This is a genomic window from Oceanobacillus manasiensis, assembly GCF_000724085.1.
In the GTDB taxonomy this organism is placed as follows: domain Bacteria; phylum Bacillota; class Bacilli; order Bacillales; family Amphibacillaceae; genus Oceanobacillus_B; species Oceanobacillus_B manasiensis.
The window spans coordinates 1,188,368-1,212,755 of the sequence record NZ_CCDL010000001.1 but is presented as its reverse complement, the minus strand read 5'-3'; the positions used below and the strand labels follow the sequence as shown (position 1 = coordinate 1,212,755).

Annotated in this window: 22 protein-coding genes; 4 read left to right on the top strand and 18 right to left on the bottom strand. The window is 35.0% G+C overall.

Going from position 1 to position 24,388, the window contains the following annotated elements:
• Positions 1–534: 534 nt before the first annotated feature.
• Positions 535–1,686 (bottom strand): IS200/IS605 family element RNA-guided endonuclease TnpB, encoded by a 1,152-nt coding sequence (gene tnpB, locus BN985_RS06015; RefSeq protein WP_042221775.1) that lies wholly within the window; start codon positions 1,684–1,686, stop codon positions 535–537.
• A gap of 140 nt (positions 1,687–1,826) precedes the next feature.
• Here tnpB and BN985_RS06010 point away from each other — a divergent pair, with 140 nt between their 5' ends.
• On the top strand, positions 1,827–2,717 hold the full coding sequence (locus BN985_RS06010) for a PhzF family phenazine biosynthesis protein (RefSeq protein WP_332257442.1): 891 nt from the start codon (positions 1,827–1,829) through the stop codon (positions 2,715–2,717).
• 319 nt (positions 2,718–3,036) lie between these two features.
• Here the strand turns inward: BN985_RS06010 and BN985_RS06005 are convergent, their stop codons facing one another.
• The 6 genes from BN985_RS06005 to BN985_RS05980 form a co-directional block, all read right to left on the bottom strand.
• A complete protein-coding gene (locus BN985_RS06005) occupies positions 3,037–4,359 on the bottom strand; it encodes an FtsW/RodA/SpoVE family cell cycle protein (protein WP_042221773.1) in 1,323 nt (440 codons plus the stop codon).
• Positions 4,356–4,787 carry a PadR family transcriptional regulator gene (locus BN985_RS06000; RefSeq protein WP_042221772.1) on the bottom strand — a complete coding sequence of 144 codons (432 nt, stop codon included), beginning with the start codon at positions 4,785–4,787 and terminating at the stop codon, positions 4,356–4,358. Before BN985_RS06000 ends, BN985_RS06005 begins: the two co-directional genes overlap by 4 nt.
• A gap of 3 nt (positions 4,788–4,790) precedes the next feature.
• Positions 4,791–5,342, bottom strand: coding sequence for a sigma-70 family RNA polymerase sigma factor (locus BN985_RS05995; protein ID WP_042221770.1), 552 nt, complete (start codon positions 5,340–5,342; stop codon positions 4,791–4,793).
• Positions 5,343–5,700: 358 nt separating this feature from the next.
• A complete protein-coding gene (locus BN985_RS05990) occupies positions 5,701–7,074 on the bottom strand; it encodes a sodium:solute symporter family protein (protein WP_042221768.1) in 1,374 nt (457 codons plus the stop codon).
• A gap of 30 nt (positions 7,075–7,104) precedes the next feature.
• The gene (locus tag BN985_RS05985; RefSeq protein WP_042221767.1) at positions 7,105–8,238 is read right to left on the bottom strand and encodes a M24 family metallopeptidase; all 1,134 of its coding nucleotides are present in this window, start codon (positions 8,236–8,238) and stop codon (positions 7,105–7,107) included.
• 230 nt (positions 8,239–8,468) lie between these two features.
• The gene (locus tag BN985_RS05980; RefSeq protein ID WP_198029974.1) at positions 8,469–8,951 is read right to left on the bottom strand and encodes a helix-turn-helix domain-containing protein; all 483 of its coding nucleotides are present in this window, start codon (positions 8,949–8,951) and stop codon (positions 8,469–8,471) included.
• 305 nt (positions 8,952–9,256) lie between these two features.
• Here BN985_RS05980 and istA point away from each other — a divergent pair, with 305 nt between their 5' ends.
• The gene (gene istA / locus BN985_RS05975; RefSeq protein ID WP_232225537.1) at positions 9,257–10,702 is read left to right on the top strand and encodes an IS21 family transposase; all 1,446 of its coding nucleotides are present in this window, start codon (positions 9,257–9,259) and stop codon (positions 10,700–10,702) included.
• The gene (gene istB, locus BN985_RS05970) at positions 10,699–11,418 is read left to right on the top strand and encodes an IS21-like element helper ATPase IstB (RefSeq protein ID WP_042221761.1); all 720 of its coding nucleotides are present in this window, start codon (positions 10,699–10,701) and stop codon (positions 11,416–11,418) included. Before istA ends, istB begins: the two co-directional genes overlap by 4 nt.
• Before the next feature lie 33 nt (positions 11,419–11,451).
• Here the strand turns inward: istB and BN985_RS05965 are convergent, their stop codons facing one another.
• From BN985_RS05965 to BN985_RS05955, 3 genes are all read right to left on the bottom strand, one after another.
• The gene (locus tag BN985_RS05965; RefSeq protein WP_269635279.1) at positions 11,452–12,366 is read right to left on the bottom strand and encodes a PucR family transcriptional regulator ligand-binding domain-containing protein; all 915 of its coding nucleotides are present in this window, start codon (positions 12,364–12,366) and stop codon (positions 11,452–11,454) included.
• Between the two features lie 190 nt (positions 12,367–12,556).
• Positions 12,557–13,012 (bottom strand): GIY-YIG nuclease family protein, encoded by a 456-nt coding sequence (locus BN985_RS05960; RefSeq protein ID WP_042221758.1) that lies wholly within the window; start codon positions 13,010–13,012, stop codon positions 12,557–12,559.
• On the bottom strand, positions 13,005–13,787 hold the full coding sequence (locus BN985_RS05955) for a hypothetical protein (RefSeq protein WP_156960081.1): 783 nt from the start codon (positions 13,785–13,787) through the stop codon (positions 13,005–13,007). Before BN985_RS05955 ends, BN985_RS05960 begins: the two co-directional genes overlap by 8 nt.
• 163 nt (positions 13,788–13,950) lie before the next feature.
• Here BN985_RS05955 and BN985_RS05950 point away from each other — a divergent pair, with 163 nt between their 5' ends.
• Positions 13,951–14,967 (top strand): ParB/RepB/Spo0J family partition protein, encoded by a 1,017-nt coding sequence (locus BN985_RS05950; protein WP_042221755.1) that lies wholly within the window; start codon positions 13,951–13,953, stop codon positions 14,965–14,967.
• A gap of 658 nt (positions 14,968–15,625) precedes the next feature.
• Here BN985_RS05950 and BN985_RS05945 read toward each other — a convergent pair.
• The 8 genes from BN985_RS05945 to BN985_RS05905 all read right to left on the bottom strand — a co-directional run bounded on the left by BN985_RS05945 (position 15,626) and on the right by BN985_RS05905 (position 24,167).
• Positions 15,626–15,982: a hypothetical protein gene (locus tag BN985_RS05945; protein ID WP_042221752.1), complete on the bottom strand. Its 357-nt coding sequence runs from the start codon at positions 15,980–15,982 to the stop codon at positions 15,626–15,628.
• 492 nt (positions 15,983–16,474) lie between these two features.
• The gene (locus tag BN985_RS05940; protein WP_042221751.1) at positions 16,475–17,128 is read right to left on the bottom strand and encodes a hypothetical protein; all 654 of its coding nucleotides are present in this window, start codon (positions 17,126–17,128) and stop codon (positions 16,475–16,477) included.
• 424 nt (positions 17,129–17,552) lie between these two features.
• Positions 17,553–19,115 carry an AAA family ATPase gene (locus BN985_RS05935; protein ID WP_042221749.1) on the bottom strand — a complete coding sequence of 521 codons (1,563 nt, stop codon included), beginning with the start codon at positions 19,113–19,115 and terminating at the stop codon, positions 17,553–17,555.
• Positions 19,112–19,672 (bottom strand): hypothetical protein, encoded by a 561-nt coding sequence (locus BN985_RS05930; RefSeq protein ID WP_042221747.1) that lies wholly within the window; start codon positions 19,670–19,672, stop codon positions 19,112–19,114. The genes BN985_RS05935 and BN985_RS05930 overlap by 4 nt, the downstream gene beginning before the upstream one ends.
• A complete protein-coding gene (locus BN985_RS05925) occupies positions 19,669–19,845 on the bottom strand; it encodes a hypothetical protein (RefSeq protein WP_232225536.1) in 177 nt (58 codons plus the stop codon). Before BN985_RS05925 ends, BN985_RS05930 begins: the two co-directional genes overlap by 4 nt.
• An 11-nt stretch (positions 19,846–19,856) precedes the next feature.
• Complete coding sequence (locus BN985_RS05920; RefSeq protein WP_042221744.1) at positions 19,857–21,578, bottom strand: hypothetical protein; 1,722 nt, start codon at positions 21,576–21,578, stop codon at positions 19,857–19,859.
• Positions 21,579–21,585: 7 nt separating this feature from the next.
• The gene (locus BN985_RS05915) at positions 21,586–22,068 is read right to left on the bottom strand and encodes a hypothetical protein (protein WP_042221741.1); all 483 of its coding nucleotides are present in this window, start codon (positions 22,066–22,068) and stop codon (positions 21,586–21,588) included.
• Positions 22,069–23,372: 1,304 nt separating this feature from the next.
• Positions 23,373–24,167, bottom strand: a complete 795-nt coding sequence (locus BN985_RS05905) for a zinc-ribbon domain-containing protein (protein WP_042221738.1) — start codon at positions 24,165–24,167, stop codon at positions 23,373–23,375.
• Between the last annotated feature and the right edge of the window lie 221 nt (positions 24,168–24,388).

Here is a 24,388-nt window from a genome sequence, read left to right as displayed (position 1 = left end):
TACAGTCAAATCAAAATGTAGAAGGAACTTAGCCATTTACCGAGAAACATTTTTAGCCATAAATAATAATCCCTCATGCACTCTAGCGGGTATGTGAGGGATTATTTTCCTAGCTACCAACCCCTCTTGTCGGGGTTCAGTCTATTGGCCGCTCATGTACCAGCATGGGCGGTCTTTAATTTTATGAATATTCTACATATAGTATACCACGCTCAATAAGGATGTACACATTTATAATAATAAAAAATAACAACATCTAATCGTAAGAAGATTGACTGCGTACCGCCTATAGTTACTGAATTGACAGGAATACCGATTGCTCAAAATTCCGAAGAAGTATACATATTTTTATAACAAGGGGAATCGACGAATTCGGATCGAGAAAAGTAAAATTTGATAAGTAATCAAAGTCATAGAATAATGGGCATAGTTGATAAAATCATTGCTTAGGAGATTGAATGACCCCCACTTAACGGACGCTTGAAGTGGGGGATTCCTAAGAACACCTTCGTAACCGAAAGTTATATTATTAGGCTATCCCTGCGCCCCCGCAGTTAGAAGTCGTAACGCTTCGTTTTTAAGATTCAAGCTTGCGTTCTTATCCCGGTCATGATGGGCGCCGCAATTTGGACAAACCCATTGGCGCAACCCGAGATTTTTAACGGCTTTATTTTGATAGCCACAATCCGGTGTGGAGCAAAGCTGACTAGACGGAAAATTCCTGGCAACGGTTATCACGTACTTTCCATACCAAGCCGCTTTGTATTCCAGCATCTGTCGAAATTGTGACCAGCTCACTTCGCTAATGGCTTTTGCCAATTTATGATTTTTCAGCATGTTGGAAACCTGCAAGTCTTCGATACCAATAATGTCGTGACTTTTAACAATAGCAGTAGAAATTTTATGCAGGTAATCCTGCCGTGCATTGCTGATACGCTCATGGAGACGCGCCACTTTTCGTTTTTGTTTTTGATAGTTCTTGGCGTCCTGTAAGGCTCGTTTTTGCTTTATCGCCAACTCTTTACGCCGTGATAGAATACGCTGTTCTTTCGCTAATCGGGACGCTAATGTACGAAAATGTTTTGTATTCTTATATACTGTTCCATCCGAAAGCACGGCAAAATCTTTGAGTCCGACGTCAATTCCAACAGCAGAATCTGTTTTGTCTAACGGTTGTACCTCCGTTTCAGCCAAAATAGAGACAAAATACTTCCCACTCGGATTGCGCCTTATCGTAGCGCGCAGGATACGTCCCTCCACTTCACGGCTCTTGGCAAATCTGACAAGACCTAGCTTTGGTAATTTGAGTTTGTTCCCCACAACCGCAATATTATGATTGGTACACTTTGTTGTGTAAGATTGTAAAGGGTTTTTTTTGGACTTAAAGCGTGGCGCTTTATTCTGTTTTTTAAAAAAGCGGTTATACGAATCAGCCAAGTGTTTAAGCGATGACTGCATGGCTATGCTATCCACTTCTTGGAGCCATACCAGTTGCTTTTTAAGTTGTGTCAGCTTGGCGGAACAAGCTTTATATGTCAAGCCTTTTCCCGTCGTATTGTAAGCTTCATTCCATTGATTTAGGAAATGATTAAACACAAAACGGGAGCAACCAATCGTCTTCGCAATGAAGACTTCTTGTGATGCATTTGGATAGATACGGAACTTATAAGCTTTGTGAATAGACATATTTTTCACAACTTTCTCACAGGAATATTACATCTATTATATCAGAAAACAACCATACGCACACCCGTTCGCATTATAATTAATACAGGAAAGTTAGACAATTCATGTCCACCCTAGCTAGGCTTGAGGATGGAGTCTTCTTGTCCAAAACCGATAAAAATATGAAATTAAAAGTATATACAGTAAATTCATTTGCTAAAACATTAGAAGGTGGCAATCCAGCTGGAGTTGTAATTGATGCGGATTCTTTATCAGATGAAAGTATGAAAAAGATTGCAGGTGCAATTGGTTTTAGTGAGACTGCCTTTGTCATGAAGTCAGAATCAGCAGATTTTAAAGTGAGATTTTTCACCCCTGAAGAGGAGGTAGACCTTTGTGGACACGCCACAATCGCGACATTTTATGTACTCTTAAGTAAGGGGTTAATAAAGCCTGGAGTATTTCTTCAAGAAACGAAGGCAGGAATTTTAAGTGTGGAGGTAAAGGAAGATTCATCTATTATGATGGAACAAAACACTCCAAGTTTTTATGAGACCATAAATAAAAAGGAAATAGCTGATTCCTTAAACATTACTGAAAATGAAATGATAGATGGACTTCCGGTGCAAATTGTTTCAACTGGCCTCAGGGATATACTTATTCCTGTAAAAAATATCGACACATTAAATTCAATTGAACCAAATTTTGAAGAAGTATCCCGAATTAGCAGTAAATATAATACGATAGGATACCATGTTTTTACACTTGAATCTCTCTATGGATCCAATGCTTACTGCCGGAATTTTGCACCATTATATGGTATATGTGAGGAGTCAGCTACTGGCACTTCTAATGGTGCCCTTGCAAGTTATCTACACAAGTACGGAAACACCAAAATGGGCAGTAATCACCAATTTGTAATGGAACAGGGTTATTCAATGAAAAAGCCTTCAGAGATAATAGTGGAATTACTAGTTGAAGGTCTAGAAGTAAGTGGAGTCAAAGTTGGTGGGAAAGTAATGAATTTAACGGAAGTTGAAGTGGATATATAAAAGTGTTCAGTTCTATCGAGAAAAGACTGTTTAATTAATAGAATGCTATTATCTTTTTGATGCCGCAAAACAAGATATGGACTCCTTCAGCTCTCCATACAACAAGCTGATCTGTTAATTTTTCATCTTACTTATTCAACAATATCGCCCTTTAATGGAATCATTATTAAACCAATTATTTCTTCCTTCACCAAAGCACCGGCACTTCAATAAGAAAAAGGCGACAGCTTTTAATTAGCTATCGCCCTTTTTATAACCATTTAGATTTTTGACTTTAAATTTTACTTTCCTTCATAAGTTATTACTAATGATGCATTACTTAAATATCTGCTATCGTGGGTTCTACAATATCCTTATTTCGATACACATTTAAAATGAGTCCTAAAACAGCAGCGTAAAAGAGGGTCGCACTTCCTCCATAACTAATAAACGGCAGGGAAACTTCCATGATTGGCACGATTCCAAAGCCCATCAAGATGTTCCAAATAGTAGGAACCGCAAATAATGCAGCACCACCAATTACGATCAATCTCCCAAAAAGGTCCTTTGTTTTAAACGCATTTTTTGAGATTCTTGAAATAAATAGCAGTAGGATCAAACAAAGAACGATTCCGAATATCCAACCAAGGGAATAGACGAGGAAGGGGAAAGCAAAATCTGTATGTGATTCTGGTAACAATTGAAAATTTAAATCATTGTATAGTCCATTACCGATCCATCCCGCTTCTGCAAGTACCCTCTTAACCGCCATATACATATACCCTGTTCCATTTGGGTCAGCATCTGAGTTTATAAAAGCAGATAATCTAGTAAACAAATAACTTTGGCTTGAGGTCATGATGATCATAATTACGAACATGGCACCAGCCATTAGATTAGTTACGACTAGTTTGATAGCTAATTTCTTATGAACTCGGGAAAAAGTAAACATTCCTAGTAAACAGAAGAAGTAAATGATACCAACCATAAAGTCTGGCACCATCATGTAGAGCAACATGGGAACCCAAAATAAAACAAAAAGAAAACCTTGTTTTTTCCAACTACGAAATTCATTAATTTTGCTAAAGATTCCCGCCCAAGCAAGAAATAAGAAAAATAAGCTCATTATAGTGCCATCGACCGTGAGGCCTGAAAGTGAAACCCACTTTTTTGCTCCGTTGACTATATTTCCAAATAAATGGAGATATAAATGGATCAACAAGCCGATAGTATAAAAATACATCCACCAGTTCATTATTTTTCGGTAATTAAAGAAAAGGAACACAATAATTACAGGAACAGATAGGGAGTACCAGATAGCCTGTCGCTCCATAAAATAGGTGCTTGATAAGGAAACTTCGGGAATCCCACCAACTAACGGAAGGAAACTAATACTAGCAAAAATAACAAATAAAACAATTAGAACCCAATCCATTTTTGGCTTATGAAGAGGGTTTAATTTCTCTCCGATGGTAAAAGGATTTCCCATTTCTTGAATGGCCTTTTCATCTGAAGCCTCCTTAGAAAACCCCCTTTCTTTGTAAGATTGGCTTAACTCCTGCAGATGATGAGTAAGCTCTTTTTTTATCATGGTGTGTGCTTGCTTAGATTTCACTTTGGAAGTAACTTTACTTAAAAATTCTTCAAATTTGGGAGAACTCATAAGGATGCCTCCTCTATTAAGTGTTCTAGGGATATCTTTTGTTTTGAGATATCTTCTTTATAAGTAGCTAAGTATTTTTTTCCTTTGGAATTTAAGGAGTAATATTTCTTTTTATTAATCCAATTAGAAGTAAGAATTTCTTTATTTTCTAATAGATGTAGAAGTGTATAAAGCTGCCCTTCGTTTTTTTGAAAAGTGTGTTCGTTCTTTTGAAAAAGTTGGATGGAGATATTGTAGCCATCCTTTGATTCATGCTGAACAGATTCTAATATAGCTATAATGGTTTCGCTATTCCAATTATCAAATTGTGATTGTTGATTCGTACGAATTGCTTCTTTCACGGCACTTTTTCTTTCATTTGAAAAAGAAAGATCCTTAAAAATTGATTTTTTCATCGAACTCTTCAGGTTCATAAATGGATCATTCATCTCCTAAACCTCCTCTTTCATCTTGTCTTTTAGTAATTCTTTCGCACGCTTTAATCTCGTTTTTAATGTATTTATATTTACTGTAGTAATCTTGCTTATTTCTCTTAAAGAAAGTTCTTCATAATAATGCAGAAATACGACTTCTCTGTACTTTAAAGGTAAACTCATGACAGAATTAGTTAAGATATCTTCTTCACTATTTTTGATAATTTCCTCTTCAAGCTGTTTTGTTTTTGAAGGAATATAATCCCATATTTTATCGCTAAGCATTATTTTTCGATAATGCCAGCTTCTTAAATAATCTTTACAATGATTACTAGCAATACGATATACCCAAGTCTTTATTGTTGCTTGCTGATTAAACTGATTTAACTTTTCATAGCACTTTATAAATATCTCTTGCGTTAAATCTTCTGCTGTAGATCGGTTTTTAACATATGTATATACGAGATGCAGGATATCATCGCTATATTCATGCATTAATTGATCAATTATCTGTTCTCTCTCATCCAGCATATCTTCGTCCCTCACTGCCAATTGTATTAGTCCCTTCATAGTACCACCCTCTCACATAGTATAGACGAAGCTAACCTTCATCCGGTTTGAAAAAGTAGAAGATTTTTTATGAGGTCTGTAAACTAGAGTATAAATAAAAAGGAACAACCTCTTATCAGATTGTTCCAACATGTTGAAGGTAGGTTAAATGGCTTATAAAATTTGTTATTAGAGAAGGATCATTGCCTTGTGGCAAGCCTTTAAAAGAACAACTTTGACAAGCTTGAGCGAGAGTTTGAATTTAGGGCACCTAGACTTAACGCAGTTACATAAATATACACGTTCCAAATGAAAAAGCCCCCCTCTTCATTGAGGAGGTACTTTCACCCAAGTCCTTTTCTGTTTTATTGTTTACTTCCTATTTATTATTTTTGTTAGTAAGCAGACTTACAATAATTAAAGTAAGTACCGATAAGGGAAGTGCAAATAATACACTGTTCCAGTCAAACGGTTTGTCCAAAACCACTTCCCAGAATATTGTACCTAATGCACCCATAAGCATAGATCCTAGTATCCCGGCTTTTGTAGCGCGTTTCCAAAAAATTGTAGCTAATATGGCTGGTGTAAGTGCAGCCCCATACATTGTGTATGAATACATTTGAAGTTCTAAAACAGTAGGAAAGTACATGGCTAATGCGTAGGCTAATACTCCAAGTACAACAACCGTAATCCGGTTATACTTTAGTAATTTTTGATCAGAGATTTCTTTTTTACTGTATCTTTTAAATAAATCATAAATAATATTTCCTGAAGCTGATAATAAATAGGAGGTAGCAGTTGTAATTATAAATGCAACTGCTGAACATAAGATAATTATTCCTAATGCTGCGGGTAATCCATTTATAGCTAAATGTAATACCGCTGTATCAGGGGCGATATTCGGGAATAAAACAATTGCAGTAGTTGCAAACACAATTGTTAAAGCGATAACAGAGATGCTTCCAAAGAAAAAACCTATAGTAGACTTTCTAGCAACAGTTGGATTCTTCGCTGCAGCGAAGCGCTGGTACATATTTTGATCTCCTAATACAAGGAGAAATAAAGGTAAGAAATATCCCAAAAGCTGTGGGATGCTAAGTCCACCATTCCATGATTTTGTAGTTTCAGGCAAGGACATTGCTAAACCCGAAAACCCATCAACTGCGTTTAACACAAATGGAAGGCCTAGCAGGAAACCGCCAACTATTAATAAAGCACTTATTGCATCTGTATAGGCAACAGAGAACAATCCGCCACTTACTGTTAAAAAGATTACCAGAATTCCCATAATGATGGCCCCTGTTTCTACAGGTAAACCTGTGGTGATCTGTAAAACATAGGCACCACCAGTAAATTGGTATGCAGTTATACCAATAAAAGCAAGAAGAATAATAATAGAGGAAATTAATCTGGTTGTAGTTCCGAATCTCTTTTCAATAATTTCAGGTACGGTATAAGCTTCTCCCTGTCGTATTCGTCCTGCTAAAAAATATAAAATGATTGCTCCTACAATTCCACCAGATAGGTTAAAAACCGCTGCAAAAGGGCCATATTGATAAATGAAACTAGCTCCCCCAACAATTGTCCCGGAACCCGTAAAGGTAGCTAAAAGTGTACCCGCAACTATCCAAAGCGGTAGGGATCTTCCAGCAGCCATAAAATCTTTGTTATCGCTAATGGACTTTCTGCCAAAATATATTCCTACCAATACCATAGCTAGCAGGTAGACACTAACAGCAACTAAATAAACCATTAATTTTCCCCCTCTCTGTACTTATAAGTCCTAAAAGATTAGAGAATCTAAGTCCCTTGGATATTCAGTAATTAAGTGAGACCCATCATCTTTCAGTACTACAGTATCGGAATGACGAAACCCTCCAACTTGCGGAATATAGATCCCTGGTTCAACACAAAAGACCATTCCTTCTTGAAGAATAAGATCATTATCATACCGTAAAGAAGGTTGTTCATGTAGGCCGATTCCGATGCCATGACCCGTTCGATGGAGATTGTATTCTTCCACACCTGCTTTTTTAAATATTTGTCTAGCAACTTCGTTTACTTCTTTAGCAGTTACACCAACTTTTATAAAATCTAATGCGGCCGCTTGCGCTTCTTGAGCTAATTTAAAAGCATCCCTTTGTTTTTCTGTCGGAGTACCTATAAAGAATGTTCGTTCACATTCAGCACGATATCCGTTTAGCCCTACTTGTCGACTGTGAATTACTATCTCATTTGCTTCAAATTTTCTTGTATTAGAAAAAGCATGCGGCAAAATACTTCTATCTAAGCCAGATGGTGACATTACAAAGAAATCAAGCATTGAATTAGGGTGTTTTTTCGCCACTTCATTAAATAATGCTTCCGTTCCAAATTGGTCAAATTCTATTTCAGTAATACCGTATCTAACATTTTCCAAGGATTTCTTAAGTGCTAAACTTACTAATCTACCAGATTCGGTAATTAAATCAATTTCCTCTTGATCCTTAATATATCTCATTTCTTCAAGATCCCGCTCAATATTAACTAATTCAAACCCTGCCTCTTTCAACATGTTACCAAGTAAAACTGGCATTGAAGAAAACTCCACACCTACTTTAATATTTTTGGGGTATTTAGAAATAAGCTTTTTTAATTGCTCAATATGTGAGCCACCATTTCCATCTTCTTTTAATGTTTCATGATATACATAAAGCTTATCGGCATTTGATTCATTTCTAGCATTTGTTTCTTCTAATGATGGAACGATTAGATTGATTTCCTTTGTATCTACTGTTAACACAATGGGTCTGGAATAAATAATTGCTTTATAACCTGTATAGTAATATTGGTTTTCAAAATTATTGATAATAGAAAGTTCCACTTCTTTGGCTGCCATGATTTCTCTTAACTTAGCAATTCTTTTAGTTACATTCATTCATATACTCCCCTTATAACAAAATTTTGAATTACACTCACTTGATATCGTTTACAATAAATAAGGAATTTAATGTTACATGAGGCAAAACACTAAATTTTTTAATTATTTTGGATTTTATATGATTTAAATAACTTTTTCATTGGTTTGAGGAAACAAAAATATCTACCATTTTTGTTTCTGGGTATAATTTCTATTTTAGAATTAGTAGATTATTAATGAAGCACTACTTATTTCTTTTCTAAAATCATATATAATTTTAAAGATGAGGAAAATAATAAATAGGATTCTGGCTCTTCAAGGTTTCTATCTTTATATAATTCCTTAATTTTATCTATTCGATACTTGACTGTGTTTTTGTGAATAAATAACTCTTCAGCACTTTTTTTGAGGCTGAAAAAGTTATCTAAATATACACTAAGAGTTAGTATTAATTCAGAATTAAATTTTTCATCATGCTCTATTAGGGGTTTTAGAAAATCCAAAGCGGATGTTTGTAGTATTTCATTCTGTTGAACTGCATAAAGATATTTGTCATAGCCAAGATCTTTCCATTCATTAATTTTTTGGCCTTTGTATCTCCCGACTTTCAACCCAAATTGGGCCTGTTCATACTTTTCACGTATACCTTCTTGTGTTGTACGATCAGTTTTTTCACTTATACCAATTAAAATATCCTCAAATCTATTGCTGATATTATTTAACAAATTCACAGGGATGCTATCATTAACTATACAGATTATCTGCTCATTAAAGATCCAAATTAATGAAGAATGACTCCATTTACTTACTTCTTTATAAATGAATTCAAAAGCTTTATGAAGATTCGTGGGGTTATGAAACTCTATTAAATAGATTTGTTGTGTAGTGCAAAATAGAAGTACAGAGATGTGCAACCAAAACGTACATAACTCTGCACTTCTTTTTTAGATAAAAAAAAGCCTTGCCAGCCATCCAAAATAACTCTACTGTAGTTGGTGTCGAATCAAAACAGTGGAGGTCGAGAGGATTGCTAGCAATGACTAAGATTAATCATATCAAAACTTTAAGAAATCATGAAGACATATCTATAAATAAAATTGCCCAAAGGGCTCAAGTGAATTGGCGTACCGCCAAGAAATATGCGGACGAAGACCAGGTTCCCCAAGAGAAACAAGTAATGAGAAAAGGAATGATGTATGAAGAACATTGGGGAGAGATTGTCACGGACTGGCTTATTGAAGATCAAAAACTAAAGCCAAAACTGAGAAGGAGAAACAAGACCATTTTTCAAGAACTTCAAACGCATGGGTTTACTGGTTCCTATAGGACCGTTTCCTACTTCATAGCTGAATGGAAAGAGGGAAAAGGAAATTCAGATGACGTTAAAGATAAGAATAGTGAAAGACTAAATCACCCTCCGGCTGAAGCTCAAGTGGATTTTGGAATAACAGAAGCTGTGAAAGATGGAAAATTCATCGATGTCCACTGTTTAATAATGAGCCTGCCTTATAGTAATGCAGCTTTTACCATCCCTCTTCCAGGGGAAAACCAAGAATGCTTTTTATATGGGTTAAAGAAAAGCTTTGAACTACTGGGTGGCGTACCACGAAAGCTTAGAATTGATAACTTGAAAGCCGCCGTAATAAAAGCAAGGAATAAGGATGGCGAAGCCATTTTTACAGATGAGTTTCTTCAATTCGCTAATTTCTACCGTTTTGAAATCCAAGCATGTAATGTACGTAAGGGCAATGAGAAAGGACACGTTGAAAATAAAGTAGGGTATGTAAGATATAACTTTGTAACTCCTTCTCCAGTCATAGAAAGCTATGAAGATCTAACTACTATTTTAAGTGAAAAACTGGCACAGGATCGGCAACGCATTCATTACGCAAAGGAAGTTCGTATTCAAGAACTACTTGATGAAGAATTGAATCATGCCTTAGCTCTTCCGGAGGAAGATTATCCGATTTTCAAAGAAACGAAAGTAACAGCTAACAAGTATGGAGAAATCACTATAGACAGTATGAAAGAACATATTCCAAAAGGATATAATTTCAGTTATCTTCATTTGATACTCTATTGGGATAGATATAAAGTGGTATCTCCTTACGGAGAGATTCTCCATTCAGACTATCGGCCATATATGAACAAAAACCGAAATATACCTTGGCTTTCCATTATGAGAGCCTGGGCTTCTAAACCAAGATCGGTTCCTTACTCAAGATATAATCCATATTTGCCTGGCCGAATAGCAGCTTATCTAAGCATAGAGCCTCTTACATTAAGGAAAGAGCGTCTACATTGGTTAATCAACTTATTAATTCAGTATGATATGGAAGAGGTTAATGACAAGTTTTATGATCTTCTACAACAACAACCAGAAAGAACCTTTGATTCTACTTCTCACCCGTATGACGTTGATTGGTCTAAATACGACCTACTACAACCAGTTGCGCAAGAGGATGGGGAGCAACGAGTATGAATATAAAAGAGATGTGTAAAAGTCTACGCCTAGCCTATGTAGCCGATATTTATGAAAAAATCCCGTTTGAAAATCAAACGCAATACTTGGAAACATTATTCCAAAGAGAATTTGAATTGAGAGAGGAAGCAAAAGCTGAACGTCTTATAAAAAAAGCAAAATTCTCCAATCACAAAAGTCTTGCAGACTTTCAATGGGGAGATCAGATAAGATTTCCCCCTCAGGTCGACCGTACTGAATTGAAAGAACTTCACTTTATATCTAAGAAAGAGAATGTCGTTCTTTCCGGTTCCCCAGGTACAGGAAAGACTCATTTAGCGACAGGGTTAGGCCGTGAGGCGTGCAAGAAAGGATATGAGGTGCGGTTCTATCGGGTATCCGATCTAGTTGATACGTTAGAAAGAATGTGGAGAGAAGGAAAGCTTCACCAGTTTAGGAATCGTTTTAAAAAAGTAGATCTTATCATCTTAGATGAAATGGGGTACATTCCATTCAGCAAAGAAGGAGCGGAGCTTCTATTTCAACTGATCACCGATTGGTATGAGCAAAAAAGCATCATCATCACTTCAAATTTGGAATTTAGTCAGTGGAATCGGATATTCGTGGACTCGAGGCTTACAGCTGCTTTAGTTGATCGCGTTATACATCACGCTCATGTACTTACCTTTACAGGAGACAGCTACCGTGTAAGCCACGCATTATCAAGACAAAATTAATTGAAAGTACCGGCTGGCAAGCTTATGTATTTTTTATTGCATTATTATGTACTTTTCTATTGCAAAACACATTTGTTTTAAATTTTTACTATATAGGGATGGGTTATTAAAATTTTCCGCTCTTTTACTTGGTGTGTGAAGTATGGTTTCAATTATTTTCATGTCATTATTTATGAAATACTTTTCCATCGTATTGCTTTTGATAGAGTCTAAAAGCAATACAGTTTTACCATGATTTATTACGGAATCCTCCAAAACAGAAAAGTCTTTTCTAAAAAACAAAATTAAACATCCATAAAAATTCATATTATCCATAATAGGTATTACGCGCAGAGAACTTATATTTCGTTTTTCTGAAGGTATATTATATGGAAATGTTCCCTCTTCCCTATAGAAATCCGCTTGTTTACTAGTTAATTGTTCTAGAATATGTTGTACTTCATTTCTTTTTATTAGCCCTTCAGACCAAAGGGATTTAATGTTTAGATACTTGTCTAAATGAATTAGTGGGAGATTTAAATATTTCCCCATTATAGAAACAATATATTGAGACCCCTTATCTAGTGCAACTGACCTTAGCATTTTTATATTTATCTGTTCTAACTCTAAACGTTTTTTGTTAGTATCTTCTACCAGTAGCTCAAAGTAAACTTGCATAATTTGTTGATATGAAACTTCCTCTGGTATCAAAAATATTGGTAAATTATTCGCATTTGAAAAAGAGATTACTTCATCTGGGATTTTCTTAATAAATACACTATGTATTCCAACAGCATGTATCTCTTTAGATAATAACCATTGTAAATGTTCTATGATTTTTTGAGAATCCGCAAATGATGCGAATGTTGTCATCAATACACCGTGTTTTTTTATTCTATTACTTTTCAAGGCAAATTCTTGAATATTGATATATTCCATTTTGTTATTAATTCCGTTTTCACCCGATATTAGTTCTACATTTAGAGGTTCTATTTGTTTTAGAAAAGTACTGACTGTAATTATTGTCTACACCTCATTCTAGTTAGATTACCCTTTAAATATATTCTATATTTTTATTGAAAAATAAGTAAAGTCTAATGTTGGTGTGTTTGAGAATAATTAAACCTGCCACAATATACCGCTGTATTCACTCTCGCTTTTAGTACCCCTTTATGGAATCTTTAATCTCTCTTGGATAATCTTCTTTTTGGATCCACCTTAACTCCTCTTCCGTTATATCAAACCATTCTCCTTTACATCTTTTCTCTCTAAAATATTTGTGAAATAAACTTTCTGTTTTAAATGGATTTTCACTTTTTATGAGGTGAACGATTTCGTGGTTGTGAGCTGAACCGGTGCTTAACTCCTTTTTACGCTGTTCAGGATCATTTGCTTTGCCTATTTTTATACGTTGCATACCTGACTCCCTTATAAAGTAAACATAACTAGTGTTTAACCCTCTTGAATCATACCGCTGACTTAAAGGGGCTAAATGGTGCCATTCTTGCATTTCAGATTTAACGGCTTTCTTTTCTTTAGATGTTGTATAAACTTTATAAATTATAATAATAATCAAAGTGACACTCGCTAAACCTAATAAATCTATTTTATTCATCCTCCTTGAAAAGAACCTGTGGGGAATAAACCCTATCTAAAGGATAGAAGCCACTTCTCTTTTTAAAAGTCACCATATGTTGATGTTTCTCTAGTGTACGCTTTGGACACCTTGTTTGTTTATGTTGCTCTCGTTCTACAACAAAGGATAAAATGGGCTGATGTTTTTCATAAGTACCACTTACACCATTAATAAACACTCTCTCACAAGGTAATACTGCAAACAAATCATTGATTATCTTGTTTAAACAACTGTATACATGATATTGGTATAAATCATAGCGCTTAGTTATCGGCATTTCATGGTAACTAATTTTCCCTCGTTTTGTTGTTTTTTCAACTTTGCTTGGAATTATTTTTTCTATCGTATGAAGAAAAATATCACATTCTACTGTCCTTGAATCGAAAACATATAAACTATAAGCTTGCCCGACATTACCTTTCTTATGGAAAGTAGCATGTGTTTTTACTGCTTCTCTCCATAGTTCTTGATGGCCATCCAACATTCTTTTTGCAAAAAAATAATTCTTTTCCCATTTTTGATATAGTAAAGTATCTCTTTTTCTTGCTTTGTTTCTATTTAATTTGTAATAACTATTAATAATTGAATTTATTCCTACTAATTTGGAAAAAAATATAACTTCAAATTTCTTCTCTTTCTGAATCCAAGTTCGTTCCTCTGGTCCAACAGAACCCCTCGAAAATGGTTCTTTGGTTTTCATTTCCCAATCAATAGTGCGGCACTCATCAAAATGAAATGCTTTTAACTCATCCAAAACCGCTTGTTGTCCTGGTGTTATTTTATATGTCACGATAATTCACCCATCTTAGTTTTGGCAGAAAACAGGAATGATATGTATTTTTGGAACCAATTTGTTCTGAGACAACCTTTATTTCTCATAGATTAAAGTAAATTTTCATTTAGAACGGGGGGGTTATATGGACATTCTGGAGGTCTCCTTGGATCAGATCGTATGGGATTTAGAAAACAGGTTTCATCCTGATATCACAAGCTTGAAGGAAAATATACAGCAAGTAGGTCTTCTTACTCCACTATATGTTGTTGGACCTGATAAACAGGGTAAGTATTATCTGATTGACGGGTTCCGAAGATATACAGCGCTAAAAGAGATAACTCTTTACAACCAGAAGTCTAAGATTGTAAAAGTCCTTCGTTTAAAAGAAATTGTCGGTACAAAACTGGAAAGAGAAACACTGCGATTTCACCTTCATAATACCTCCAAGAGAATAATTGGTGCTGAGATACAAAATGCTATTGAAACTATCCAAGAAGCAGGGCATTATTCTGATGAAGAAGTAATTGAAGTAGTGCAACCAAAACCGTCTCAAATTAAGCGAATGAAAAAAGCTCGAGAAATTGATAAAAGTTTACGTGATGAGGTCGCTGCAAAGAGAGCTAGTCAGCATTCTTTAGGAGTAATCTATAACATGTCAATTCCGGCTAAACAATTTTCAAGACTGTATGATTTATTACTCGACCGTAAATTGACAGGAACTGATGGGGATGCATTGAATAAGCTTGATAAGCATCCTCTTTTTCAGGAGTTAACAGATGTACAAAAATCCAGATCCATAAATAAAACATTACAGCAAGCAAGATTTACAAATAAAGAAGCAGAGTTGATTATTTTATCTGAAATAATGAAAGAAGCTCCAAATGATTATATGGATAATTCGTGGCACTGGATTAACTATTTAACAAGTTCGCTAACCGAGATATCTAGTTATATACATCCGGATATTGAACTTTCAGCTACCAATCTACAAAAACAGCAGTTTCGAACAGCTCTATTAAATTTAAACAACCTATTAGATTGGACTTGGAATCATAACTATAAAGAAAATCGATCCGGTGATGAATCGAACAAGTCTTTTTTAAATTTAGATTTAACAAGTGAAGAAACTCAAACAGGATATAAATTTCGGTTTCATTAATAAAATAAAAGCTAGATAGGAAACTCCTTCTTTCTCTATAAAACCCAACAATACAAGCAGAAACGATAATCCCAATATAATGTGATTTAGGTAATACAAGAAATATGGCTCAGCAGTCAAATGCTTTAATGATTTACAGTTATTATCATAATGAACTTGAGCATGTGTGTGCATATTATTTTTCCTAAGGGCCTAGAGGAAGTAAGAACGGCAAATTGTAATCAAGATAACTATGGATGTTACTATAGGTGTTTTGGGGAGGAGTATCTTGCTCTTCAGAATAATGACTAGGCAGATTAAGTCTTAGGAAAAGTAAAGGGAGCCAGTGCCAAAGTATATACGTAAGAGAAATAGAGGAAAACGATATCTCTATTTCTTTTTTTAATACCTATAGTTAAAAGAAGTTAATACATCCATTCTGGTACTCTCGATAACTTTAACAATCCCCCTGCCATACGAAAAATATAGAGTTTTTTTATCCCAATGGACTTTAACCAGAAAACTTAAATTTGTTAGAGAAACACATAAGAGCGTTTTGAAAATTCCCATCTAAGCTACTATCTACAAAAGGGACGATGATTCATAAGTATAAATATTCACGCCAAAGTTATTTAAATGTTACATGTTAAATATTTTACTATAAACCCCATTTATTAATCTATTGCATAATCGGGGATAAAAGACTTTTTATATTAACATTTCCTTTAGAGCTATAAACTGCCTTAAGCACTTTAATAACTGTTCTTACTTCTGCTGAGTCTTCACAACTAATTGTCACTATCGGCTCTACTTCCTCAAAAGGTTCTTCACCAATGATAATGATGTACTCCTCTTCAAAATAGACAACACTAACCCATTTCGGTATTTCTGAAATTGGCTCTTCAATGTATTCATAATCTCTTTTTAGATCATTGTACACCCACTCACCGTTTGTTGTATCAAGTTTTACTGCATTTTCCTTTCTTTTAATTTCTGAGTGACCAATTAAATAAAATAACTCACAAAATAACGACATACAAGTCCTTTCCATTCAAATTAGTATCTAATTAACTTAACTCCGGAAATAACTTGATTACAAGACGGGCAACGATATTTCAGCCCCATTTTCTCTTGAATCTCCTTTATAATAATTATCCATGGGTATAATTGTATCTCATGCATATTCCAATTACTTATAGCGTGACTATCCCTCAAGGCAGAATCATTTCTTTCACTACATTCTGGGCAATCGATCTGTTCATTAATGTAATATGTATTCCCGACAGCAGAATAAGCATACACGTTTTTGGGACATGCCTCACACATGTGTGACTGTTACGCCGTGAGGCTGAATAGATAAAAATACGCAAAATATTAATTGAATTATCCAACTCTCTACTCTATATCTTAAGGGCACTTGTATTAAGCACAATTACATAAATGTACACACTCTGCTTAACATGTGAAAGGACCTCTCATTTAAGAGGTCCTTTCATGATTCAAATTTGTCAATTATATTTGCATTCTATTAAGCAGTCTCATCTATCATTTCGGAACTCTGAATTTTATATTCTCCGTCTTCACGAACAAGCGTATGTTTAAAATGTCTTGCTGCTTCGTAAGTTGCTCTTTCTTCAAGAACTTCATACGTTGACGTTTGTTCCACTTCAATAACAACTTTATCTTCGGCAGCTTCTAAAACTTTAGTAGAATGAGTCTCATAACTTATGTAATCCGTTTCCTCAAAAGCCTGCGTATAAATATCTCGATTTTTTTCTGTTACATTATCACTAGTTAATGTCTCTAAGTAAGCATCGATGTCTCCATTAAGGGCGCTTTGCTCATTAGCTAGTAAAACTTCATAAGCTTCTTTCCCATAACCACTTTCAACTGTACCAATTTCTTCTTTTTCATCAATGTTTTCCTCAGCAGAATCTTCAACTTCATCAGACATTTCACTGCCTCTATTAATATCATTTTTTACTTCCTCTGTATCTTCTTCCTCTTTATTTTCTGTTTCATTTGCATTCTCAACTTTCTCTACATTTTTTACTTCCTCTTTATGATCTACATTACTTTCTCTTGAGTTTTCAACACTCTCGGCTTCCTCAAGGTCGCCACAAGCTACTAATACCATAGATAGTAAAATTAACACAGTTGTTACCCACATCTTCCCTTTCAAATCTTTCATCCCCTTTTCTAGTCTTTAATTTACTGTAAATAAAGTGAAAATCAATAAGATTTTATATAATAATTGTTCAAAAGTAAAATAGTGCTAAAAATCCATTATTTTTTCTTTTAGAGAAAAATTAACCGTTAACGTTTGAAGAGATTTATGAACTGAACAGAACCCTTCGACCAATTTAGAAAAAGTCTAAAAGTGCACAACTAGCTAAGCAAATTTAGATAGATATGACAAAATATTTATGTTGATATCGATGAAGCACATGTAAATAAAATGAAAATTATTAAGAGTGTATGAAGCTAATAAGGTACAAGACAGCAGAAGGCAGACCATTATTAGGTCTGCTCTTTATAATATTTACTCAAAAGTTACTTGCCCTTTAGTGTCCGCACATTTCAAGAGAGCTAACTTATTAGCAAAATTACACCAAAACAGTTCTACTACCTTTTTTTCTTGGAAATTGTTCTTCAACCATCGGTGATTCATCAAATGATATACCTGCTGGCACTGCCCGTTCACGACCCCAATTTCTAATTTGGTCAATTTGCTCAGGACTTGTTTGTGATAATGGGACAACATTCTCAAAGTTGCTAACAAAAGTTTGATCTGTTATCGACTCATCACCTCTTATAACAGCTTGTTTAACGACATCTCTTACTGCTGCTTCGATATCAGCTCCGGCAAATCCTTCTGAAAGACGCACTAATTTCTCTAATAAACTAGGATTAACTTCCTGTTTTAACCCTTTAGATATATAAATTTTAATGATATCTTCTCTTTCTTTTGGAGTTGGCAAATCAACAAAGAATAATTCATCAAATCGGCCACGTCTAAGTAGCTCTGGAGGTAATTGAGATACATCATTTGCAGTAGCCACAACGAATACTCTTGCTAAGCTCTCTTGAAGCCAATATAAAAATTGTCCAACTAATCGCGTAGATGTCCCCCCATCTCCCCCACCTAGCGCACCTGCTAAACCTTTCTCGATTTCATCAATCCATAAGATGCAAGGTGCTACATGGTCTGCAGTTTGTAAAGCCTCTTTTAATCTAGATTCACTTTGTCCTAAATATTGCCCATGGATTGTAGAAAGATCCAAGCGATAAAGCGGGAGGTTCCATTGAGATGCAATCGATTTTGCCGATAAGGATTTACCACAACCAGGAACACCTACTAATAGAATTCCTCTTGGTGGTCGAATTCCCCTTTTCCGCAAATCAGCTGTTAGCAACTTTTCATTTGCGTCTAACCAGAGCTTCATGCCCTCTAACCCACCTACTTCATAATCTTTTCGAACATACACACGTTCGATCCCTGAAATGTCAGCAAAGATTCTATCTTTCGCATGCATTAATTCTTTTAAATCATCATTTTTAATCTCACCATTAGCTAACAATGTAACAATGACATTTTCTGCTTCTATCTGACTGATCCCCGACAAAATAGCAGCAGCCTGCTTTTCTTCCTCTTCTCCCCATTCAATAGGGATTTCACCACGGTACGGAGAAATTTGACCTTGAATAATTTTCAGCATCTCATCCTCATTTGGGGGGGCCAATTTAATAGACATCCCATGACGCTGCAATGGCCCCCAAACAGGATCGTTGGTAATAACAATGATACTTCCTCCTGTTTCCGTTGCCATCATAGCTAAATCCTGGAATTGTCTGGCAGTTGGAGTGTCATCTCCCAAATCCTGTACTTCGGTAAAAATGTACGTGACATTCTGTTGCTGAGAAATTTTTTGATTAGCAAAATCAAGCCCCCCCATTACCGAGCGATCATCGTTCACTAGTCGATTGGAAACAATATCCCTAGTACCTTGAGAGATTGTGTGGTAAAAAACGGGAATTGTTAATTTATGGGCAATTTCAGCCGCTATTTCCAATGCTCGTGCTCGTTCTGAGGTACGAATAGAAATAAACGGTATTCTAGCTTTTAAATATCTTTCTAATGTCTCTAAACAAGATTGTAAATCATTCATGATAATATAACCCTTCTTCGATTCATTTTCCCATTCATCTGATTGCTTGAATCTTTGATTTGGTTGTCTTCTACCGAAGTTTTTACTGCTCCAAAGAGGTTTTCAACTTTATCAAACGTTGTAATAGGATTATTTCCTATCATCATACGAAGGCGTCCAGTTCGATCAGATTTGGCACTATCTTCTAAGGATTGCTGAGTATTTTTTGCATAGTCGATTAAGAGGTTTTCCATCGTATCTCTAACTTCTTCTGGAAAAGACCGAATAGTTGCTGCCCTATGAATAACGGCCAACCGTTTACGTGCAGATAAAAGTGCTTTTACTACCTCTGTTTCAATATCTCTACTATAATCTAAATCCTTCTGCAGTTGATTTGCAGACAAACGTAGCCGGTAATCAATTGCCTCATACAGACGCTGAGTTAAACGTTCCGCCACACCTTTTGACCAATTGATAACCCCACTCTCCATAGACTGAATGGTCTCTTCATCCTTCGCTCCTTCCTTGAATTGATTAAAACAAACCATCCATTCTGCGTACGTCTTTGGATTACTCATAACAGTTTTGTACTCCTTCTTTTTACTAAATTAACAGGTGGTTTTAAGTCCCACTGTGGAAATTGTGTTACTAAGGCAGTATTTGTTGTTTCTTTTTCTAACTCTTCCATTGCAAGTTTAAACTTTTGATCTCTCGCTTTATTACTGTCCAAAACTTTACTTTCATTATTCATCATTAGTCCTCCTAGTTAACCACAGACCTTGCCACATCGTGACTAGAAAATGTATATTGTTCTGGTGAAATGGAATCTAGAAATTCAGTAAATTTCACTGAATTTTCATCTTCTTTTTTATATTCCTCTCGCCAATCTACTACTTCGACTAAAGAGGCAAGCAATTCTTCTCTACAATATTTTAATAAATTATTATAATCTTTACGAATGTGATCCTTCCGTTTTGCTACATCCTTTTTCCCTATATAAAAATAACCAGCACAAATGAGTGCAAAAACAAATAAAAATGGCGTACTAAATCCAAGATATGCAAACATTAGACCACCTGCTAGACCAATCCAGTATTTTAATTTTAATTTCACTTGAGACAAAGCATCTTTTCTTCTAGTTTCGATATGATAATCCAACGATTGAATTAGCTCGTCTTCATTACTTCCATCCTGAGTGGTACCTTTCCACTGATCAATTTCTAAATCAATATCTACTGGAACTATTGCACGGTTCTTCACAGTAAGATCATCGTAGGCACTCTTAATCCAATTCTTCGATAAAGAAATAGAATACTTCTGTGTCGCTAAAGATGCATTTGAAACGTCTGCATGCATTGCAAAATTAGTAAGCAACTGGTTAAAACTAACCCGTTCCTCCAATGTTTTTTCATCATCAAATAATTGTTGAGCAGCAACCTTATCTCCATCATTCTCAATGATTAAAGATAATAAGCGCTCATCACGGCGATTCGGCAGCTCTTCTTCGTCAAATTTTGAAACCAACGTATCTAGTAATGCATCTACAGCATAGGCAATACCTTTATTCGGGGTGATTTCTTTACTGAAAATTTCTGAAAAATAATCAAAAATTATTTGATAAAGTTTAGCTCCTTCCAGGCTTTCTTGTAGCTTTGGCCATGACGTACTATTTTTCCTTAAATATGTATAATCATTAGCATTCAGCTTTTGTTGTTTTGATTTTAGTGCAATTTTCCATTGTTCATGTTGTTCTTCCACAAACCCTACTCTCTCGGATAATTCATTTATCCAAGTTTCAATTTCCTTACTAATTTTCGCCCGAGAGTCAGCACCAAATATTCCATTAGTGAACCCGTCAATTAATACAACAATTTCTCTTTCTAACTGGTGTGGATCCTGTAATCCAAAATAACGTTCTAACCATGCTCTGCTTGCTTTGTAGCGAGCACCACGTCGAGTAACCAAAGCAAAAAACAAGGACGTTTTTTCATCATCCCGACGAAGCGCTTCCATCATTGCTTTATCAGCAAGTTCATGATTATCATTTAACCATGCGGATAGAGCAATTAAACATGGGGCTAACCAGTATCTTGGTGCTAAAAGCATTTGCTCTTCTGTCGTGTTTTCGATTGTTCCCTTTTTTACAAGACCTACATCTGCCGCTTGAAGAATACCAGTTACTCGGCGGCGTACCTCTCCATAATGTCCAAATTTTGTTTCTAATTCTTGACGTACCTTAACTAACCTTGTTTCTGCAATCTGTATATTTTTTTCTAGTTGATCTTTTCTTACAAATAGATGAAATTCTTCTATTAGTGCATTTAGGCTAGCTTTTGAATCTAGCACTTCTCTATTTACTGTATCAATTTGGTTATATACATTGTCTAAACCATTTTCTAGGACTTCTACTCCATCCTCTAAGACTTTAAGGCCGTTCTCGATTCGTCCTAGATCAGCCTCGTAAATAATTCTCTCTGAAGACATTAGATATTCACTCCTCAATAACGGACACATCACCATGGATGGTCACTGCTCTTATTACATCATTGTAAACCTCTATAAATTCATAACTTGGATGTAATGCTAAGCTTCTGCCCTTTTCTAGTTGTTGAGGAAGACTTTCTCCTTTTTTATAATGCTTAACAATATCGAATATAACATCTAATGTATGAACTTCGTACGTTTTTCCTAAATAGCATCTCGCAATAATACCTATTGGAAACTGATATGGTTTAAGTTCAGGAAATTCGCTCCGTATTGCTTCTTTTAACTCATCAATTTGTGCTTGGTTATTCGTAACACTATGAGCATCCAACTTCTTTATTGATTCTACATAAGAAGACGAACGTTTTTTTCGTAGTCTTCTCTTTAATTCTAAACCTGTTAATTCAACAGTTGTTCGATTCCCTACTTGAGAAAGGACTTGCAAATCCGTTTTACTAGTTTTATCGACCTCAAAAATAGGTCTTCTCACCCTGCTCCCCCTCCTTTATACCTATGTGTAAGTAAATATTACTATAAGGATATTAAGTTTTCAATTAATTTTGGATACTCTTTTTCTTTATAGGGAATTAAAGGCCAATAAAGTTTATAAAACGGCTTCAAATAAATTGCTATATGTTCTAAATGGAAGTAATCACAAATAGCTATAACGTTTAAAGTAGCTTCTAGAGACAACATCCCAGACGAAATAGGGTTTGGTAACTCCTTATTTCTTAAATGGCTTGAATGCAGTATAATGATAATGGGAGTGGACTTCTTGCTTTTATGTCATCTATTATGTGGAATTACCATTATGTTATCTTGAATTCTGCTGGGATTCATGCTACATATAATTCTGTCTTTATATTTAAATGAAGGATGGTGTTAAGTTGATGACCTTGAATAACTTAAAAAAGAAAAAATATTTTATTGATAAATATGTAAATTACATGTTTGTTAAGAAAGCTAATTTAATCAAAGTATACAACTACGATAAAAAACGTTATGAGAAAATACCTCTAGAGGTTTTAACAAAAAAGAAAACCCTGGCATATAGCCATAGCTCCTTGGATAGGCTACACTAAGTTACAGATAGGGAGATTTCAACCAATACTCATCAAGCATACGCATCATAATTTTGTAGCTATTCTATTCAGTAAATGATTAGCTTCATTAATATGGTCTCTTTGACCCTTATTCTTAGATTGTGTTAGAATCTCTTGCAAACACCGTATTTTAATACCTGATTACCGGTTGTTATCCAAACCAAAAAGCAGATTAATTCCTATAACTGCTTCAACAAGTTTCTAGATTATATATATTATTAATAGACTACCCTTCCCTTGTCTATGAAAATCACTATCAGTCATTTGAACAAACTTTCTTACCCTTTCTAATGATGAAATGTCCAAAGACCTTTTGTAACGTCATAACATCTCCATTATTTTTAATTAGTATAGGGTAGGAATTGGGTTCAATACTTTCTTGAATAGCACCCCCGATACCTTCGCCAATCCTTGTTCATAGATTCACCTTTCCCCTACTTCATCCTACAAAAATCTACAAACCAGTCCGAAAACTGCTGTAGACCTTCTTAAATTGTTGCTTCAAGCATAAATCCACCTGCCTTCTTCAACTACATCTCTCAATACCATTTCGCCTAATTCAAAGCCTCCTGTGAGAACCAATCTACAAAGATTATCTCATCAGGAGGCTCCGTTGCATATGTTGGTAATGTGTCCACTTACTTCATTTACAGTATTGAATAGCGAAGAGCGTTATCAATTTAATATGAAATTAATAATAAAAATCTTCTGATAGAACCCAATTTCCTTTGCCAGTTTTTACTAACTCAACTTCCCCAGAATCTTCACCTAATAGAACTTCGACAACTGCTGTTGTATCAGTTTCCATTACGGTTTCTACTCTAACATTATCTACCCAAGTTCTTCCCATCTTTTCCTTGAATTCACTATTAAGTTCAACCAATTCATATTGAAAATCTGCTCTGGTTTCTAAATCCACCATTTTCGATATGTTCTTTGAATCTACACTTGCTATAGCCTCATAGATGTCTTCTGCTACCACACGAGGGTTTTTCCCTTCAATTACAATATCAGAAGCTATATCAAGCATCCATTTTCCGTTATCATCATTTTTAAATAGCATCATTTCATCACTATCATACTTTAAGTCTACTGCAATACTTGCAGTGTCTTCTAATTCTTCTATGGTTTGGATAGATAAATCTTTACTCCAATTATCTCCAAATTCATACGTTAACTCCTCGTTCATATTCCAAGCCCAAGTTTCCATCATAATTTCCGCAAATAGATCTACATCTTCATTAGCAATAGATTCAATAAAACTTTCTACTTTGTCTTCTGGTGAACCTCCACCTGTGAACTTAACAAATACTATTGCTACAATAAGTAAAGCCCCTATCCCAATCATGAAGCTCTTTTTGTTATTCTTGATACGTTGCATAAGGCTGGGTTTTTCTGTGCCTTCACTAATACTCATTTCTTTCCCACAATTAGAGCAAAATTTTTCATTTTCCTTTAAAGGATTTCCACAATTTGAACAAAACAATTTTAAACTTCCCCCTCTAAATAACTTTCTCTTTGTACGTTTCCACCGCATGTTTAAAACGTTAAAATGATATATAATTTCTATTTACGTTCGGCAATTTTCAGGATTTTGTTCTAAGTATTTTTGGCTCTTCGCTATTCAGTTTTTATAAACAAGTATACTAATACACATTTTAATCTATCATCTCTAGTCTTCTTTTCAGATTCTAATATAAATCTAAA

What these genes read in the sequence shown, in the direction of transcription:
- BN985_RS05925 (WP_232225536.1), bottom strand. Translation starts at nt 19,845, where the DNA reads ATGAATAATGAAAGTAAAGTTTTGGACAGTAATAAAGCGAGAGATCAA.
- BN985_RS05935 (WP_042221749.1), bottom strand. Translation starts at nt 19,115, where the DNA reads ATGAATGATTTACAATCTTGTTTAGAGACATTAGAAAGATATTTAAAA.
- BN985_RS05930 (WP_042221747.1), bottom strand. Translation starts at nt 19,672, where the DNA reads ATGAGTAATCCAAAGACGTACGCAGAATGGATGGTTTGTTTTAATCAA.
- BN985_RS05950 (WP_042221755.1), top strand. Translation starts at nt 13,951, where the DNA reads ATGGACATTCTGGAGGTCTCCTTGGATCAGATCGTATGGGATTTAGAA.
- BN985_RS05945 (WP_042221752.1), bottom strand. Translation starts at nt 15,982, where the DNA reads ATGTCGTTATTTTGTGAGTTATTTTATTTAATTGGTCACTCAGAAATT.
- istA (WP_232225537.1), top strand. Translation starts at nt 9,257, where the DNA reads ATGACTAAGATTAATCATATCAAAACTTTAAGAAATCATGAAGACATA.
- tnpB (WP_042221775.1), bottom strand. Translation starts at nt 1,686, where the DNA reads ATGTCTATTCACAAAGCTTATAAGTTCCGTATCTATCCAAATGCATCA.
- BN985_RS05985 (WP_042221767.1), bottom strand. Translation starts at nt 8,238, where the DNA reads ATGAATGTAACTAAAAGAATTGCTAAGTTAAGAGAAATCATGGCAGCC.
- BN985_RS05920 (WP_042221744.1), bottom strand. Translation starts at nt 21,578, where the DNA reads ATGTCTTCAGAGAGAATTATTTACGAGGCTGATCTAGGACGAATCGAG.
- BN985_RS05995 (WP_042221770.1), bottom strand. Translation starts at nt 5,342, where the DNA reads ATGAAGGGACTAATACAATTGGCAGTGAGGGACGAAGATATGCTGGAT.
- BN985_RS06000 (WP_042221772.1), bottom strand. Translation starts at nt 4,787, where the DNA reads ATGAATGATCCATTTATGAACCTGAAGAGTTCGATGAAAAAATCAATT.
- BN985_RS05990 (WP_042221768.1), bottom strand. Translation starts at nt 7,074, where the DNA reads ATGGTTTATTTAGTTGCTGTTAGTGTCTACCTGCTAGCTATGGTATTG.
- BN985_RS06005 (WP_042221773.1), bottom strand. Translation starts at nt 4,359, where the DNA reads ATGAGTTCTCCCAAATTTGAAGAATTTTTAAGTAAAGTTACTTCCAAA.
- istB (WP_042221761.1), top strand. Translation starts at nt 10,699, where the DNA reads ATGAATATAAAAGAGATGTGTAAAAGTCTACGCCTAGCCTATGTAGCC.
- BN985_RS05960 (WP_042221758.1), bottom strand. Translation starts at nt 13,012, where the DNA reads ATGAATAAAATAGATTTATTAGGTTTAGCGAGTGTCACTTTGATTATT.